Annotated in this window: 14 protein-coding genes; 4 read left to right on the top strand and 10 right to left on the bottom strand. The window is 73.7% G+C overall.

The genetic code is table 11. The annotated features are described in order from the left end of the window. Positions 1 to 230: 230 nt before the first annotated feature. Positions 231 to 1892 carry a UDP-N-acetylmuramoyl-L-alanyl-D-glutamate--2,6-diaminopimelate ligase gene (locus tag QJS33_RS16700; protein ID WP_306368914.1) on the bottom strand — a complete coding sequence of 554 codons (1662 nt, stop codon included), beginning with the start codon at positions 1890 to 1892 and terminating at the stop codon, positions 231 to 233. Positions 1893 to 1997: 105 nt separating this feature from the next. Here QJS33_RS16700 and mmuM point away from each other — a divergent pair, with 105 nt between their 5' ends. Next, on the top strand, positions 1998 to 2927 hold the full coding sequence (gene mmuM / locus QJS33_RS16695; RefSeq protein WP_306368913.1) for a homocysteine S-methyltransferase: 930 nt from the start codon (positions 1998 to 2000) through the stop codon (positions 2925 to 2927). 13 nt (positions 2928 to 2940) lie between these two features. Here mmuM and QJS33_RS16690 read toward each other — a convergent pair whose 3' ends face one another. The 4 genes from QJS33_RS16690 to mraZ all read right to left on the bottom strand — a co-directional run bounded on the left by QJS33_RS16690 (position 2941) and on the right by mraZ (position 7078). Further along, positions 2941 to 4905, bottom strand: coding sequence for a penicillin-binding protein 2 (locus QJS33_RS16690; RefSeq protein ID WP_306368912.1), 1965 nt, complete (start codon positions 4903 to 4905; stop codon positions 2941 to 2943). Further along, positions 4902 to 5324, bottom strand: coding sequence for a hypothetical protein (locus QJS33_RS16685; RefSeq protein ID WP_306368911.1), 423 nt, complete (start codon positions 5322 to 5324; stop codon positions 4902 to 4904). Before QJS33_RS16685 ends, QJS33_RS16690 begins: the two co-directional genes overlap by 4 nt. A gap of 9 nt (positions 5325 to 5333) precedes the next feature. Next, positions 5334 to 6374 carry a 16S rRNA (cytosine(1402)-N(4))-methyltransferase RsmH gene (rsmH, locus tag QJS33_RS16680; protein WP_306368910.1) on the bottom strand — a complete coding sequence of 347 codons (1041 nt, stop codon included), beginning with the start codon at positions 6372 to 6374 and terminating at the stop codon, positions 5334 to 5336. A gap of 272 nt (positions 6375 to 6646) precedes the next feature. Further along, the gene (gene mraZ, locus QJS33_RS16675; protein ID WP_306368909.1) at positions 6647 to 7078 is read right to left on the bottom strand and encodes a division/cell wall cluster transcriptional repressor MraZ; all 432 of its coding nucleotides are present in this window, start codon (positions 7076 to 7078) and stop codon (positions 6647 to 6649) included. Positions 7079 to 7511: 433 nt separating this feature from the next. Between mraZ and QJS33_RS16670 the strand changes: the two genes are divergently transcribed. Genes QJS33_RS16670 through QJS33_RS16660 form a run of 3 tightly spaced genes read left to right on the top strand, consistent with a single transcriptional unit; the run spans position 7512 to position 12053 of the window. Next, complete coding sequence (locus tag QJS33_RS16670; protein ID WP_306368908.1) at positions 7512 to 8504, top strand: MoxR family ATPase; 993 nt, start codon at positions 7512 to 7514, stop codon at positions 8502 to 8504. Between the two features lie 46 nt (positions 8505 to 8550). Beyond that, positions 8551 to 9744, top strand: coding sequence for a DUF58 domain-containing protein (locus tag QJS33_RS16665; RefSeq protein WP_306368907.1), 1194 nt, complete (start codon positions 8551 to 8553; stop codon positions 9742 to 9744). Further along, positions 9741 to 12053, top strand: coding sequence for a transglutaminaseTgpA domain-containing protein (locus QJS33_RS16660; RefSeq protein ID WP_306368906.1), 2313 nt, complete (start codon positions 9741 to 9743; stop codon positions 12051 to 12053). Before QJS33_RS16665 ends, QJS33_RS16660 begins: the two co-directional genes overlap by 4 nt. A 324-nt stretch (positions 12054 to 12377) precedes the next feature. Here QJS33_RS16660 and QJS33_RS16655 read toward each other — a convergent pair whose 3' ends face one another. The 5 genes from QJS33_RS16655 to efp all read right to left on the bottom strand — a co-directional run bounded on the left by QJS33_RS16655 (position 12378) and on the right by efp (position 16177). Further along, entirely contained in the window at positions 12378 to 12785 is a 408-nt protein-coding gene (locus QJS33_RS16655; RefSeq protein ID WP_306368905.1) for a DUF3040 domain-containing protein, read from the bottom strand. 243 nt (positions 12786 to 13028) lie between these two features. Beyond that, the gene (gene dinB / locus QJS33_RS16650) at positions 13029 to 14315 is read right to left on the bottom strand and encodes a DNA polymerase IV (RefSeq protein WP_306368904.1); all 1287 of its coding nucleotides are present in this window, start codon (positions 14313 to 14315) and stop codon (positions 13029 to 13031) included. Between the two features lie 32 nt (positions 14316 to 14347). Beyond that, a complete protein-coding gene (locus tag QJS33_RS16645) occupies positions 14348 to 15136 on the bottom strand; it encodes a methyltransferase domain-containing protein (protein ID WP_306368903.1) in 789 nt (262 codons plus the stop codon). Between the two features lie 67 nt (positions 15137 to 15203). Continuing rightward, the gene (gene nusB, locus QJS33_RS16640) at positions 15204 to 15617 is read right to left on the bottom strand and encodes a transcription antitermination factor NusB (protein WP_306368902.1); all 414 of its coding nucleotides are present in this window, start codon (positions 15615 to 15617) and stop codon (positions 15204 to 15206) included. Continuing rightward, positions 15617 to 16177 carry an elongation factor P gene (efp, locus tag QJS33_RS16635; protein ID WP_306368901.1) on the bottom strand — a complete coding sequence of 187 codons (561 nt, stop codon included), beginning with the start codon at positions 16175 to 16177 and terminating at the stop codon, positions 15617 to 15619. The genes nusB and efp overlap by 1 nt, the downstream gene beginning before the upstream one ends. Positions 16178 to 16265: the final 88 nt, after the last annotated feature.

The following is a 16265-nucleotide window of genomic DNA, read 5'->3' as shown; positions in this document are numbered from 1 at the left end:
CGCGCACACGGTGCCACGCCATGTCCCATCGCGGTGGTGACGGGGGCGACCACGTCCATGGCGCCACCGGTGGGCGGCGGGTGTTCGGGCTGCGATTGCCGCACCCACCTTAGAACATGTTGGGCCGTCCGGGGTCCCGGCAGGGCCTGTGCTCGGCAATATCCGCCACTTCGTGACCCTGGGCCGCGCCCCGTGCGCCAAGCGCACGGGGCGGGTGCGCCGGTGCCGCCTCAGCCGCCGTCGGTGGGCTTGTGGACGTCCAACAGGGCGACGCCCAGGCGTTCGCGAACGTTCACGGACAGGTGCTCCTCGATGGCGGCGCGCAGGACCTCGCGGTCGTCGAAGGGCAGGACCTCGCCCTTGACGTACTGGCCGGTCTCGTGGCCCTTGCCCGCGACGACGATGACGTCGCCCGCCCGGGCGCGGGAAACGGCCAGGCGGATGGCGTCGGCACGGTCGAGTTCGACGGTGACGCGTGCGCGCTCGTCCTCGGGGACGCGGGCGACGCCCTCCAGCATCGCGGTGGCGATGGCGACGGGGTCCTCCGAGCGCGGGTTGTCGTTGGTGATGACGACCTGGTCGGCGAGGCGGGCCGCGGCCTCCCCCATGAGGGGGCGCTTGGCGCGGTCGCGGTCGCCGCCGCAGCCCAGGACGACGGTGACGCCGCCCTCGGTGATGGAGCGGACCGAGGACAGGACGGCCTCGACGGCGCCGGGTTTGTGGGAGTAGTCGACCAGGGCGGTGAAGTCCTGGAAGGAGGAGGGGACCTCGCGGGCGACGACCTTCTCCATGCGGCCGGGGACCCCGGGGGCGGCGGCGACGCCCTCGATGGCGGTCTCCAGGGGCAGTCCGGCCTCGACCAGGCCGACGATGGCGGCCATGGCGTTGGAGACGTTGAAGGGTCCGGGCAGGCCGACGGAGGCCTGCGCCTCCATGCCGCCGGGGCCGACGATGCGGAAGGTGCTGCCGACGGCGCCCAGGCGCACGTCGACGGCCTTCCAGTCCGCGGTCAGGGCGGTCTCGGGGTCGGCGTCGGAGCACCCCTGCACGCCGAAGGTGGTGACGGGCACCTTGCCCTCGCCCTGCACCATGTCCACGAGGGCGCGGCCGAAGCGGTCGTCGGCGTTGACGACGGCGATGTCGCAGTACTCGGGGGTGAACAGGCGCGCCTTGGTCTCGAAGTAGTCGCGCAGGTCGCTGTGGAAGTCCAGGTGGTCCTGGGACAGGTTGGTGAAGATCGCGACGTCGAAGCGGGCGCCGCCGACCCGGCCCAGGGCCAGGGCGTGGCTGGAGACCTCCATGGCGGCGCCGGTGACGCCCTGTTCGCGCATGAGGGCGAACAGGCCGTGCAGGTCGGTGGCCTCAGGAGTGGTGAGGGAGGAGGCGACGCGCTCGTCGCCCACCCGCATCTCGACGGTGCCGATGAGGCCGGTGCCCATCCCGGCCCGGCGCAGACCCGACTCCAGCAGGTAGGAGACGGTGGTCTTGCCGCTGGTGCCGGTGGTGCCGATGAGCAGCAGGTCGCCGGAGGGGTCCTTGAAGATCCAGGAGGCGACGGTGCCCAGGGCTGCGCGCACGTCGGGGACGACGAGGGTGGGCAGGCCCGTGGCCGCGGCCCGGTCGGCGCCCTCGGGGTCGGTGAGGACGGCGGCGGCCCCCGCCAGGGCGACCTGGTCGGCGAACTCGGCGCCGTGGACCCGGGTTCCGGGCAGGGCCGCGTACAGGTCGCCGGGGCCCGCCTGCCGGGAGTCGTGGGTGATACCCCGCACTTGGACCTCGCGGGCCGGGACCGGGTGGTCCGGGGCCAGGTCCGGGCGCAGCAGGACGGCGTCCGGGCCGAGCAGCGGCACGAGGGCGGACAGGGGACGCAGTGGCGTGTGTTCAGGTCGCATTACCGGTGGCACGTGTGGAGGGTAACCGTTGGAGCGGAGCGGCCGGTAATTTCCACGCTGGTGCGGGGCCGATCCCGTCCCGCGCCAATACCGTGGTGGGAGGGGGTGAGGCGGGTGGACCGGGTGGCGCAGGCGGTGGCCGGGGGACGGCCGGTGGTGCTGGACGGCGGGTCGGCGACGCTGTTGGAGGAGTACGGGTACGACCTGTCGGGCGGACTGTGGTCGGCGCGGCTGCTGGCCGAGGACCCCGACGCGATCCGGCGGGTGCACCGAGCCTACTTCGCGGCGGGCGCGGAGGTGGCGACGGCGGCGGGCTACCAGGCGAGCGTTCCGGCGCTGGTGGCCCGGGGGTGGTCGCGGTCGGCGGCGCTGGGTCTGGTGCGCCGGTCGGTGGAGCTGGCCCTGGCCGAGCGCGACGCGTTCGGGTCGGGGCTGGTGGCGGCCGGTGTCGGGCCCTACGGTGCGGCGCTCGCGGACGGTTCGGAGTACACCGGCGCCTACGACCTGGACGAGGACGGCCTGTACGCCTGGCACCGGGAGCGGTGGCGGGTGCTGGCCGACTCGGGGGCGGACCTGATGGCCTGCGAGACGGTGCCGTCGGCGGCGGAGGCGCGTGCGCTGGCGCGGCTGATCGGCGAGACGCCGGGGGTGCGGGCGTGGCTGAGCCTGTCCTGCCGGGACGGGGAGCGGTTGGGCGACGGCACGCCGGTGCGGGAGCTGGCCGCGGAACTGGCGGCGTCCGGGGCGGCGGGGTCGCTGGTGGCGGTGGGGGTGAACTGCACGGCGCCGCGGTTCGTGCCGGACCTGGTCCGGGCGGTGGCGGCGGCCGGGTTCCCGGCGGTGGCCTACCCCAACTCGGGGGAGGTGTGGGACGCCCGGGCGCAGCGCTGGACGGGGGTGTCGGAGCCCGCGGAGTTCGGCGCGGCCGCGGTGGAGTGGCACCGGGCCGGGGCGGTACTGGTGGGCGGGTGCTGCCGCACCGGACCGGAGCACGTCCGGTCGGTGCGGCGGCACCTGCACGGCGGGGACGCCTGAACGCCGTTCCCGGTCAGTCCCCGCCCTCCTCCTCGAAGAGGCGGATGGCGGGCGGGTCGGTCTCGGTCGGCGGGACCTTCAGGGTCTTGAGCGCGAACGACATGATGTCGTTGAACACCGGGCCGGCCGCCTCGCCGCCGTAGTAGGTGCCCTGCGGGTTGTGCAGCACCACCTGGACGACGATCTCCGGCGCGTCGGCCGGGGCGAACCCGGCGAAGGTCGAGGTGTAGTGGTCGGGCGCGTAGGTGCCGGTCTCGGGGTCGACCCGGTTGGCGGTACCGGTCTTGCCCGCCACCCGGTAGCCGTCGATGCGGGCCTGGGGCGCGGTGCCCTCGTCGCTGGTGACGGCCTCCAGCATGAGCGCCAGGCTGTCGGCGGTCTCCTCGCTGATGACCCGGGTGCGCCCGGGTTCGTCGGCGGCGGTGAAGTCCCCCTCGGTGTCGACGGTCCCGGCGACCACGCTCGGTTCCACCCGGACGCCGCCGTTGGCGACGGTGGCGTACACCGACGCCATCTGGACGGCGTTGACGGTGACGCTGTGCCCGATGGACACCGACGGCAGCTGGGTGCCCCACCAGTCCTCGGGGTCGGTGAGGATGCCGGTCTCCTCGCCGGGCAGGGCCAGGCCGGTGGGCCGGCCGAGCCCGAACTCGGTCATGTAGCGGTGCAGGACCCCGGCGCCGACCTGGTCGGCGATCTTGATGGTGCCCACGTTGCTGGACTGGGCCATGATGCCGTTGACCGTGAGGCGCTGGGTGCCGTGGTCGCTGGAGTTGCGGAAGGTCCGGTCGTAGTACCGGAGGGCGTAGGGGACGGTGTAGACCGTCTCCGGGGTGGTGAGGCCCTCCTCCAGGGCGGCCCCGACGGTGATGACCTTGTTGGTGCTGCCCGGCTCGAAGGTGTCGGCGACCGCGCCGTTGATCCACTGTGCGGGGTCGGCCGCGGAGATGTCGTTCGGCGAGTAGGTCGGGTAGTCGGCCATGGCGATGATCTCGCCGGTGTCGGGGATCATGACGATGGCGCTGCCGCCGTCGGCGTCGAGCTCCTCCACCCGGGCCGCCAGGGTCTGGGCGACGTACCACTGCACGTCCCGGTCCAGGGTCAGGCGCACGTCCTGCCCCGGGACGGGGTCCCTGACCAGGCCGCCCGCCATGGGGATCTGGGTGCCGTCCACACCGACCTCGACCTGGCGCTTGCCCGCCTCGCCGGCGAGCACCCCGTCCATGTAGGCCTCCAGGCCCTCCAGGCCGTGGCCCTCGCTGCCGACGAAGCCGACCAGGTCGGCGGCGCCGGTCTCCTCCGGGTAGACGCGCTGGTAGTCGACCTCGGCGCCCACGCCGCGCAGTTCCAGCTCGCGCAGCTCCTGCCAGTCGTCGGGCGGCACCTGGCGGGCGACCACCTGGTAGCGGCTGGGCCTGGCGTCGACCTTGGCGGCGACCTCCTCCTCGTCGAGGTCGAAGCGGGCCACGAGTTCGTCGATGAGCTCGTCGCGCTCGTCCTCGCGGACCTCCTCTGGGTCGACGAAGACGGTGCGCACCTCCATGGACAGCGCGAACGGGTCGCCGTCGGCGTCGGTGATCGCCCCCCGCAGGGTCGGGATGTCCATGGTCTGTAGGCGCAGCTCGGCGGCGGCCTCGGCGTACTGCTCGGCCTCGAAGCCCTGGATCTGGATCAGGCGCCCGGCGAACAGCACGAGGACCGCCAGGACCAGGGCGCCGCCGAACCTGATGCGCTTGCCCGGCGCGCCGCGCCGGAAGGTGCGGCGCAGCAGCGGCGGGGGCGGGGGCGGCGATGCCGGGCGGCGGCGTCTGCGCTCGGTGGGCGCGGTGCGCGCCTCGCGCGGGGACCTGCCCTCGCCCTTGGAGCCCCGCGCGCCGCGCGGGGAGCCGTTCTGGGAGGTGCTGCGGGCCGGGCGGGATCCGGACCTGCCGGTGCCGCCGGGCCTGCGGGGGTCACGGGGGCGTCGGGGAGTGCTCAATCGGTGCCCCCGGTGACCTCACCGCTGTCGGGGTCCAGGAACTGCGGCGCGTCGCCCTGCTCCATGCCCATGCCCTCGGCCTCCTCGGCGATGCGCTCGGAGGTCTCCAGGTGGGCGACGGAGCCCCGCAGGCTCTGCTCCTCGTAGGACAGCTCGCGGTTCTGGGTCTGGAGGCTGGAGATGGCGAACGCCTCCTGGGCGATGACGCCGCGCAGCAGCAGGAGGCTGACCAGGGCGCCGCCGAGCAGGCACAGGATGAGCAGGACGAACGGGATCCTGGGGGCACGCGCGCGCGCCGCGGCGGCCGGGCCCCGCGCGGGCGCGCGTACGGCCGGGGACGCCGGGCGCTCGGCGGCGCGCCGCGGCGCGGATGCCTTGCGCTCGCCGGTGCGGCGGGTGTCCGTCCTGGTCGTGGTCATGTGTTCTCCCTACTGCCGCGCGGGCCGCACGCGTTCGGCCGCCCGTAGGCGGGCCGACTGGGCGCGGGGGTTGCGTTCGTTCTCTTCGTCCGTGGGGAGTTCGGCCCCCCGGGTGAGGAGCCGGAGCTCGGGCTGCCGGTCCGGGAGGGGGACGGGCAGGTCGGTGGGTGTGGTGTCGGTGGCCAGGGCCGCGAACGCCTTCTTGGTGAGGCGGTCCTCCAGCGAGTGGTAGGACAGCACGGCGATGCGCCCCCCGACGGCCAGCCGGGAGAGGGCGGCGGGCAGGGTGCGTTCGAGGATGGACAGCTCGGCGTTGACCTCGATGCGCAGTCCCTGGAAGGTGCGCTTGGCCGGGTGCCCGCCGGTGCGGCGGGTGGCGGCCGGGATGGCCTCGCGCACCAGCTCGGCGAGTTCGCGGGTGGAGTCGATGGGGCCCTGGGCCCGGCGGCGCTCGATGGCGCGGGCGACACGGGAGGCGAACCGCTCCTCGCCGTAGGTGCGCAGGACGCGGGTGAGCTCGGCGACCGGGTAGGTGTTGACGACCTCGGCGGCGGTGAGCGGCTGGGTGCGGTCCATGCGCATGTCCAGCGGTGCGTCGTGGGCGTAGGCGAAGCCGCGGTCGGTCTCGTCGAGCTGGGGCGAGGACACGCCCAGGTCGAGCAGGACGGCGTCGGCCCCGGCCGCCCCGGCCTCGTCGAGGGCGCGGGGGATCTCGGAGTAGACCGCGTGGACCAGGTGGACGCGGTCGGCGTAGGGGGCCAGGCGGGCGGCGCTGCGCTCCAGTGCGGTGGTGTCGCGGTCCACGCCGACCAGGCGGGCGTTCGGGCAGGCCGCGAGGATCGCCTCGGAGTGGCCGCCCAGGCCCAGGGTGCCGTCGACGAACACGGCGCCGGGCCGGTCCAGTGCCGGTGCCAGCAGGTCCACGATGCGGTCGAGCATGACCGGGACGTGCAGGGGGTCGGCCCCCGTGCGGGCGGCCGCGACGCGGTCGTCGCCGGTCCCCCCGCCGTCCGCGCCCTCGTTCCCGCGTCCCCGGGTGTGGTCCCCCATGCGGTGCCGTTCCTCCACGCTGTCGCGCTCCCCCTCGTTCCGCCGCGGTCGCGCCCGGTCCTGCGGTCGCGCTCCGCGGTGTGGCGTGGCCTCACCGGGTTCCGGCGGGCCTCCGAACACGGCCGCTATTGTCCACCTTTCGGCGGACCGGCGTTGACGGTCTGGCACCGGGGAAGTCGCGCCAGCTCGTGTCACCGCGTTCGGAGGCCGTCGCCGGACCCCGACTGCGAGGGTGTGGACTCGCCGGTGCCGCGGGTCCGGGGTGTCCGGACTCACAGCACCCCGGGCAGCACCTCCTCCGCCAGGTCCGCGAACTCGCGTTCGCGTTCGGCCTCGTACTCCGACCAGGACCGGGCGTCCCAGATCTCCAGCCGGGTGTTGGCCCCGATGACGGCACAGTCGCGGGTGAGCCCCGCGTAGGCGCGCAAGGGGGCCGGAACGGTGACCCGGCCCTGGCTGTCGCAGGTCTGGTCGGAAGCGCCGGCGAAGAAGACACGGCTGTAGTCGCGGACCGTGCGGTCGGTGACCGGGGCCTGGGCGAGGGAGTCGGTGATGCGCGCGAACTCCTTGGCCGGGAAGACGTAGAGGCAGCGCTCCTGGCCCTTGGTGATCACCACACCCCCCGACAGCTCGTCGCGGTACTTCGCGGGAAGGAACAGGCGCCCCTTCTGATCCAGGCGGGGCGTGTGGGTGCCGAGGAACACACTCCCGACCTCCCCTCGATGTGGAGAATTCGCCCTCTCCACGCTGCTCCACCTTACTCCACTCTTCCCCACCGTCAACAGCTCCGATGCGGGCACAATGGCGGATTGGCGAATGAATTCGCAGGTCACAGCGGTGGTGTGCAGGTGGGGGGCGGGCGGGACCCCGGGCGTGCCGCGCCCTCCGGGGTCCGGGCGGGGGCCGGCGCGGCACCGGGAAGGCCACGGCGGCCGCTTCGCCCTCCCTTATTCACCACCGCCCCGTTCGCCCTCCCCGGGACGCCACGAATGATCAGATGATCAATTCTCACGCTTTAGTCCACTTTCGTCGCACTGGCCCGCATTCGACGACCGATTCCGGCACTTTGGTTTGCAATCGCTCTGATTGGCCCTAGCTTTGGTTCCGAACACCGACACACGCAGCGGGAGGGGTCTCGTGTCACTCGGCACACACCACGGCGGCCGCGGGGGCGGCGTCCAGGCGGACGTGGGAGAGGTCGTCGCCGTGGCCGACCGCATCCGCGGCGCCATCGAAACGGTCATCGAGGGCAAGCCGGAGGTACTGCGCGTCGCGCTGACCGTCCTGCTGTCCGAAGGCCACCTGCTCATCGAGGACGTCCCCGGCGTCGGCAAGACCATGCTGGCCAAGGCCCTGGGCCGGGCGGTGGACTGCTCCGTGCAGCGCGTCCAGTTCACCCCGGACCTGCTGCCCGGCGACATCACCGGGGTCAGCGTCTACCACCAGGAGCGGCGCGAGTTCGAGTTCGACCCCGGACCGATCTTCGCCAACATCGTGCTGGGCGACGAGATCAACCGCGCCTCGCCCAAGACCCAGGCCGCCCTGCTGGAGTGCATGGAGGAGCGACAGGTCAGCGTCGACGGGCGCACCCGCCCCCTGGAGCGGCCGTTCATGGTCGTGGCCACCCAGAACCCGGCGGACATGGAGGGCACCTACGCGCTGCCCGAGGCCCAGCGGGACCGGTTCATGGCCCGTGTCTCCGTGGGCTACCCCTCCCCCCAGGCCGAGCTCGACATGATCGACTCGCACGGCTCCCACTCGCCGCTGGAGGGCCTGGCCCCGGTCACCGACGCGGGCACCGTCCGCCGCCTGGCCGACCTGGTGCGCGGGGTCCACCTGGCCCCCGGCATGCGCCGCTACATCGTGGACCTGATCAACTCCACCCGGACCAGCCCCGAGCTGGACCTGGGCGCCTCCCCGCGGGCCACCCTGCACCTGGTCCGGGCCGCCCGCGCCCACGCCGCCCTGGAGGGCCGCCACTACGTCGTCCCCGACGACGTCCAGAGCCTGGCCGTGCCCGTCCTGGCGCACCGCCTGCTGGTCGGCCCGCAGGCGCAGATGGAGCGCACGACCCCCGAGCAGATCGTCGCCAAGCTGGTCGCCGGGCTGCCGGTCCCCGCGCCCCGCTGACCCCACGCACCGGTCCAACGAGCCGATTTCCTACGAGAGAGGGTCCATGCGCCCGCGACGAACCCTCACCGCCCGAGGCGTGTGCATGCTGCTCCTGGGCCTGGTCGCGCTGGTCGCCGGGTTCGTCGTCGGGCAGCGGGAACTGGTCGCCCTGGGCGTGCTGACGGCGGCACTGCCGCCGGTGGCCGCGCTCTTCCTGATCGGGGCCGCCGACCGGGTGGTGCACAGCCGCAGCGTCACACCCTCCCGGGTCCGGGCGGGACACGACGCCCGGATCATGATCCGGATCGGCGACTCCTCGCACACCTGGCCGGTGACCGGGGTGTCGGTCAGCGACACCCTGCCCACCCGGCTGGGCCACGAACCCCGCTACTCCATCGGGTTCCTGGGCGCGCGCGGGGTCCGCGACCTCGCCTACCTGGTCCGCCCCGCCGTGCGCGGCAACTACCCGCTGGGCCCGCTGCGGGTCGCGGTCACCGACCCGCTGGGCCTGGTGCGGGTGGAGCAGCGCCCCGGCGCCCCCGAGCACCTGCTCGTCACCCCCGCCACCGTCCCCCTGGGCCGGACCGGTACCTCCGACGGCTCCCAGGGGGACGATTCGCCGCGCCGCACGCAGAGCGGGATCGGCGAGCAGGACCCGGTGCCCCGCGAGTACCGGTACGGCGACGAGCTGCGCCGGGTCCACTGGCGGTCCACCGCCAAGCACGGCGAGCTGATGGTGCGCCGCGACGAGCAGCACCGGCGCGAGTACGGCACCGTCCTGCTCGACACCCGGCGCCGCGCGCACGCGGGCAGCGGCCCCGCCGACTCCCTGGAGACCGCCGTGGGCGCCGCCGCCTCCGTCGCCCTCCACCTGCTCGACCAGAACCACGAGGTGCGGCTGTACACCGACCGGGGTCGGATGCCCGCGGCCGTGCCCGGCGCCCTGCTGGACGGGCTCGCCGTCCTGGAGGCCTCCGACACCACGGCCCTTCCCGCCCTCACCGCGTCCGGCGCCTCCCTGACCGTGGCGGTGCTGGGCGCGCTCACCGCCGAGGAGGCCGCCGCCCTGGCCGGGAGCGGCGGCGGGCACCGGGTGGCCGTGCTGTGCACGCGGGCCGCCTGGCCCTCCGACCGGGCGCGCACCGGCGCCGGCGAGATCCTGGCCTCCGCCGGATGGCGGGTCGTGCACCTGCCGTCCCTCTCCGAACTGCCCCCGCTGTGGCGCGACGCCGCACCCCTCGGGAAGGTCCCGCGTTGAAAGCCCTGATGCCCCTGGCCACGCTGGTCTCCCTGCTGTGCGCCCTCCCCCTCATCGCGCCGCTGGTGCGCGGCGACGACTGGTGGCTGCCCGCGGCCCTGCTCATGGGCGCGGCCACCGCCGTGTCGGTGCTCTACCGACTGCTGACCGGGTGGATCGGCCTGCTCGTGCCCGTCCTGCAACTGGTCGTGGTGGCGCTGTTCGTCGTGCCGCTGTTCGCCGGGCACCTGGCCCCCCTGGGCGTCGTGCCCTCCGGTGCCGCGATCGAGCACGTGTTCACCGTGTTCTCCCAGGGGCTGGGGGTCATCGACACCAACCGGCCCCCGGTGACGGCGACCGCCGGGGTGATGCTGATCATCGCCCTGGCGTTCGCGGTGTTCCTCGTCGCCGCCGACTTCCTGGCCGCCACCGCCCGCTGTCCCGGCATGGTCGGCGGGCTGCTGCTGGCCCTGGCCGTGGTGCCGCTGGTGGTGGAGGAGTCCGGGATCGGCGCCGGGGCGCTCATCGCGTGCGCGTTCGGGTTCGTCCAACTGCTGGCCGTGGACATGTGGGTGCGCGGCCGCGAATGGGGGGTGGTGGTCCCCACACCGCCGCTGGGCGTCCTCCAGCACGGGCTCACCGCGACCCTGGCCGCCGCCGCGGCCGTCGTGCTGGCGCTGGCCCTGCCCGCCGCGGTGCCCGGCCTGCGCACCGACTCCTTCCACACCCTGGCCCAGGGCACCTACGTCGGCCGCCAGAACGACGTCATCACCACGACGCACCCGCTGGTGTCGATGCGCCGGGACCTGCTGTCGACCTCCGACCGCACCGTGCTGACCTACCGCACCGATGCCGAGGAACCCGGGTACCTGCGCCGGTACGTGCTGGACGAGTTCGACGGCGTCAACTGGACGATGAGCCCGGTGGACGCCTCCGGGGACACCCGGGTCCAGGACGAGCTGCCGCTGCCCACCGGGTGGCCGTCCGCACCGCGGGAGGACACCGTGGTGACCCGGGTGTCCCTGGACTCCGACGTCGAGGGCATGGACTTCCTGCCGCTGCCGTACTGGGCGCGGTCCGTCGACGTCTCCGGCGACTGGTACGTGCACCCCGACAGCCTCATGGTGTTCACCACCGAGCGGCCGCCCACGGGCCTGAGCTTCACCGTGGAGACCACCGACCGGGAGGTCACCGCCGAGGACCTGGCCCGGGCACCGGGGTCCCCCCGGTCGCTGCCGGGCGACTTCCGCTCGGTGCCCGCCGGTGTCGGGCCGGAGGTCCAGGAGGTGACCGACGAGCTCACCGGCCACATCGACTCGCCCTACCTCAAGGCGCTCGCCCTCCAGGAGTTCTTCACCTCGGGGGACTTCACCTACAGCCTGCGCCCGACGGAGGTCCCCGGCGACGCCGACCCGCTGGTGCACTTCCTGACCGTGGACCGGACCGGGTACTGCCAGCAGTTCGCCGGGGCGATGGCCGTGATGGCCCGCCAGGCGGGCATCCCCGCCCGGGTCGCGGTCGGCTACACCGCGGGCGAGCGCACCGGCGACGGCCGCTGGACGGTGAGCAGCGGCGATGCCCATGCCTGGCCGGAGCTGTACTTCGAGGGCGCCGGATGGGTGCGGTTCGAGCCGACCCCCGGCGGGGTGGGCGGCCAGGGCTCGGCGACCGAGCCCGAGTACACCGACGGGAGCGGGGGCGAACCCGAGCTCCCCGACCCCGAGCCCACCCCCGATTCCCCGGAGGAGGAGCCGACCTCGGAGCAGGAGGAGCCGGAGCCGACGCCGGAGGCCTCCCCCTCCGCCTCCGCCGGGGAGGACGAGGAGATCGCGGCCGCCCCCGCCGGGAACGACCGGGAGTCCCCGGACCTGTCGTGGCTGCCCGCCGCGGCGGCCGTGGCGGGCCTCCTGCTGCTGCCCTTCCTGCCCGCCGCGGTGCGCGCGTCCGTGCGCCGGTTCCGCCTGGGCCGCCCGGAGGCGGCCTGGCGGGAACTGCGCGACACCTGTGTGGACCTGGGCCTGGGCTGGGACCTGGCGGAGAGCCCCCGCGGCACGGCGGCCCGCCTGTCCGCCCTGCGCGACGGGGACCGGGTACCGCTCGCGGAGGAGGTGCGCGCGGCCCTGTACCGCCTGGCCCTGGCCGAGGAACGCGACCGGTACGCCCCGGCCGCCTCCTGGGGCGAGGAGACCGGCGCGGACCTGCGCGTCATCGTGCACGGCCTGCCCGCGGTGCTGCCCCGCGGCGTGCGCCTGCGCGCGACGCTGCTCCCCCGCTCCCTGTGGGACCGCCCCCGCCGCCCGGCCGCGGACCCCACCCCGCAGAACGCCTGACCGGCTCGGGGCGGGGGGGCACGCCTCCCCCGTCCCGAGCGGAGGCGACCCGCTCAGGCCCCGGCTCCACCTGCGCGACCGGGAGACGGTGTCCCACCGGGTGGTACGACTTCGCTCGGCCCCCGACCCCGAAGGCGGCGACGCACCACCCGGCGACCCGTTCCCCGCCCCGAAAAGCCGGTGTTCTCACACCACCCGGCGAACACGACCCGGGGAGAGCCGACCACGGGTCACCGGTGCGGCCGCGGCGGCGCACAGAGACGACGAGGGCCCCGCACCACGTGCGGGGCCCTCGTCGTCATCCGGTGGATCTGGGTGGCGAGATCACTCGTCGCCCTGCTGGCGGCGGCGCCAGCGCTCCTCGAAGCGATTCATCATGCCCGGGCGGTCGCCCTTGCGGCGCTTGGGCTCGTCGGGCGGGGCCTCCGCCGTTCCGCCGACGGCGGCCCGGCGCCAGGCGTTGAGCCCCCACAGCAGACAGGCCAGCATCACGAGGAAGCCGCCCACGCTGACGGTGACACCGACGGCGAGACCGACGCTGCTGCCGAGCAGCAGGCCCGTCAGCATCAGCACGAGGCCGAGGACGAACCCGAGCCCGGCCTTGATGATCCGGCGCTTGTGATGGACCACGGGGTTCGTCTGCCGAACGGTGTTCGCGAACTTCGGGTCCTCGGCATACAGCGCCTGCTCGATCTGGTCGAGCATGCGCTGCTCGTGTTCAGAGAGCGGCACGGCGCCTCCCTACAACAGTCCCCGGTTGGGGTGACGGGTACTGATCAATGATCTCTTGGTCAGTGGTATGCCCAGAATACGATGCGCTAGCGCACCGTGGAAGGAAAAGCTGCGTGCGGACCTGACCGACCAAGGCCACGATACCCCCGCGCTGTATCGGAAACACCGGCTTCCATGCCTCTCTGTCTACCCTGACTCCGGTCCTACCCGTATAACGTTGGGAACGGTCCGGAAGTTGCGGCATCATACGTCGTTTTCGTCACGCTTGGCCAATACCGCCGACTGTAGCGCGCCCGGTCCGAATCGTTCCGCCACCCGGTCCATGACGCGCTCGACGTCGCGCCACCCCGTGTCCTGCTCGTCCAGGGCCAGTTGGCGGTGCACCCCGGAGGCGGGAACGATCCCTTCCATACGAACGCCGACCAGGCGCATCGGGGTTCCCGCCAGACCGGATTCGGCGTAGAGGGCGCGGGCGACGGCGCTGATCTCCCGGCCGACGTCGGTGGCGTCGGGCAGGGTACGGGACCGGGTGATCGTCGAGAAATCGCCACGGCGGAGCTTGACGCTCACCGTGCGCCCCATCCGTCCCGAGGCTCTCAGGCGTCTCGCCACCTTCTCGGAGAGCCGCAGCAACTCCCGGCGCACCTCTTCGGGCTCGGCCACGTCGACGTCGAAGGTCTCCTCGGCGCCGATGCTCTTGTCCTCGCTCTCGGGCTCCACCGGGCTGTCGTCGATGCCGTGGGCGAGGTCGGCCAGCCGGGCGCCGTGTTTGTCGCCCAGCTCCATGCGCAGCAGGTCGCGGTCGTACCGGGCCAGGGCGCCGACGGTGCGCACGCCCATCCGGGCCAGGGTCTGCTCGGTCCTGTCCCCCACCCCGGGCAGCGCGCCGACCGGCAGCGGGTCCAGGAAGGAGCGGACCGCGGCGCTCGTCACCAGGAGCAGGCCGTCGGGTTTGCAGTGGGTGGAGCCGAGCTTGGCGGTGAACCGGGTGGCGGCCACCCCCACCGAGCAGGTCAGACCCTGTTCGCGGCGGACCCTCTCGCGGATCATCGCGGCGATCCGCACCGGCCCGCCCAGGCGGCGGCGCGCCCCGGACACGTCCAGGAACGCCTCGTCCAGGGACAGCGGCTGCACCAGCGGGGTGACCGACCGCAGAATCTCCATGACCGCCCGGGAGACGTCCCGGTAGGCGCGCCCGTCGGGCGGGAACACGGCGGCGCCGGGGCACAGGCGCAGCGCCTGCGCCATCGGCATCGCGGAGTGGACGCCGCGGGCGCGGGCGAGGTAGTCGGCGGAGGAGACGACGCTGCGCGGACCGGTGCCGCCGACGATGATCGGGGTGTCCTCCAGACCGGGGTTGTGCAGCCGCTCCACGCTGGCGAAGAACGCGTCCATGTCCAGGTGCAGGACGTTGCAGTCGGAGTCCGGACCCGACCCGTCGCACGGGAAGTCCGCGCCCAGCGGAACGATGCCGCTCGGGGTGACCATGCCCCGCAGCGCGGCCCCGCGCTCCAGTTGACGTCGGCTCATAAGGTCAGGTTACGCGCCGCGGAGGACGGTGCTCAGGGCCGGTGGGCGGTGACGTGCAGCTGGGTGGCGATGCCCAGCAGCTCGGGGTGCTCGGCGGCGGCCTTCTCCAGTTCCACCAGGTGGCGGCCGGCGTGCACGTCGCCCTCCCAGGCGTGGCCGGGGACCAGGTCGGTGAACACGCGGACGCCGCGGACCCGCTCGTCGGTGAGACCGGCGGCGCCGATCAGATCCAGGACGCCGCGGCGGGTGAACCGCCGCGGGATGGGGTCGCCCGGGCCCCAGCGGCCCTCCGTGTCCTCCAGCAGTGCGCGGGCGTCGGTGAGGTGCCCGGCCAGGGCGCGGTGCAGGGCCCCGGCGACGGCGTTGGTGACCAGCAGGCTGATCGCGCCCCCGGGCCGGGTGATGCCGACCACGTCGTGCAGGGCGGCGGCGGGGTCGTCGACGTACTCCAGCACGTTGTGGACCAGGACGAGGTCGGTGCTCCCCTCGGGGAACAGGGAGGCCAGGTCGCCGGTCTCGCCCTGCACGCCGCGCACCCGCACCCCGCGTTCGGCGGCACGGCGCTCCAGGGCGGCCAGGGAGTCGGGGCTGGGCTCGACGACGGTGACCCGGTGGCCGAGTTCGGCGAGCGGGACGGCGGCCCCTCCGGTGCCGCCCCCCGCATCGACGATGTCCAGGGGGGAGCCGCCGCCGAGGCGGTCCAGCAGCCCGGCCAGGGCCTCCCACACGACGGCGGTCCGCGCGGCGTTGGCCGCCCGGCCCGGTCCGGTGGCCCCGCCCTCTCCCAGACCGCTCACTGCCGCATCGCTCCTGTCACCCACCGGTCCCCCACCGTGCTCGTCCCACCCGGCCCGTCCCAAACCCGCACACGCGCCGGTCCGCGCCCGCCTACAGGGCGAGCGTCGACTTGTTCTCCATCAGCCTGGACAGCAGCCCGTTGACGAAGTTGGGAGACTCGTCGGTGGACAGTTCCTTGGCGACCCCCACGGCCTCGGCGATCGCCACCGCGTCGGGGATGTCCTCGGCCCACAGCAGCTCGTAGGCGCCCATCCGCAGGATGTTGCGGTCCACGACCGGCATCCGCTCCAGGGTCCAGCCGATCGCGTAGGTGTCGAGGAGTTCGTCGATCCGGTCCCGGTGTCCGTCGACGGCGCGGGCCAGCTGCTCGGTGAACTCGTTGATCGGCGGTTCGGGCTGGGCCCGGCGGCGGCGGATGACCTCTTCCACCGAGATGCCGCGCACCTCGGCCTCGTAGAGGACCTCGACCGCGCGCCGCCGCGCCTTGCGCCGTGCTCCGCTCATCAGTTGACTCGCCCGAGGTAGTCGCCCGTGCGGGTGTCGACCTTGACGCGCTCGCCCTGGGAGATGAACAGGGGCACCTGGATGGTGGCGCCGGTCTGGACGGTGGCGGGCTTGGTGCCGCCGGTGGAGCGGTCGCCCTGGACGCCCGGGTCGGTCTGGGTGATCTCCAGCTCGACGGCGGCGGGCAGCTCGATGTAGAGCGGGTTGCCCTCGTTCGTGGCCACCGTGACCTTGGTGTTCTCCAGCAGGAAGTTGCTGTCGTCGCCGACGACGGCCTCGGGGACCGGCAGCTGGTCGTAGGTCTGGGTGTCCATGAAGATGTAGGACTCGCCGTCGTGGTACAGGTACTCCATGTCGCGGCGGTCGACGTTGGCGAACTCGACCTTGGCGCCGGCGTTGAAGGTCCGGTCCACGATCTTGCCGGTGAGGACGTTCTTCAGCTTGGTACGGACGAACGCGCCGCCCTTGCCCGGCTTGACGTGCTGGAATTCGAGGACGTTCCACAGAACGTTGTCGATCCGCAGGGTCGTGCCGTTCTTGATGTCGTTCGTCGTGGCCACTTCGGTCGTCTCTCCCAGGGGTTTGACACGTCGGGGACCGGAACCTCGCAGGGCCCGGTCCGGTGATTCGGTGGGGCCGGCCGCGGGC

Origin of the sequence: Nocardiopsis sp. CC223A, assembly GCF_030766825.1 — a bacterium.
Classification (GTDB): domain Bacteria; phylum Actinomycetota; class Actinomycetes; order Streptosporangiales; family Streptosporangiaceae; genus Nocardiopsis.
This window is presented reverse-complemented; position numbering and strand designations above follow the sequence as displayed.

What these genes read in the sequence shown, in the direction of transcription:
- QJS33_RS16700 (WP_306368914.1), bottom strand. Translation starts at nt 1,892, where the DNA reads ATGCGACCTGAACACACGCCACTGCGTCCCCTGTCCGCCCTCGTGCCG.
- QJS33_RS16685 (WP_306368911.1), bottom strand. Translation starts at nt 5,324, where the DNA reads ATGACCACGACCAGGACGGACACCCGCCGCACCGGCGAGCGCAAGGCA.
- rsmH (WP_306368910.1), bottom strand. Translation starts at nt 6,374, where the DNA reads ATGGGGGACCACACCCGGGGACGCGGGAACGAGGGCGCGGACGGCGGG.
- QJS33_RS16665 (WP_306368907.1), top strand. Translation starts at nt 8,551, where the DNA reads ATGCGCCCGCGACGAACCCTCACCGCCCGAGGCGTGTGCATGCTGCTC.
- dinB (WP_306368904.1), bottom strand. Translation starts at nt 14,315, where the DNA reads ATGAGCCGACGTCAACTGGAGCGCGGGGCCGCGCTGCGGGGCATGGTC.
- nusB (WP_306368902.1), bottom strand. Translation starts at nt 15,617, where the DNA reads ATGAGCGGAGCACGGCGCAAGGCGCGGCGGCGCGCGGTCGAGGTCCTC.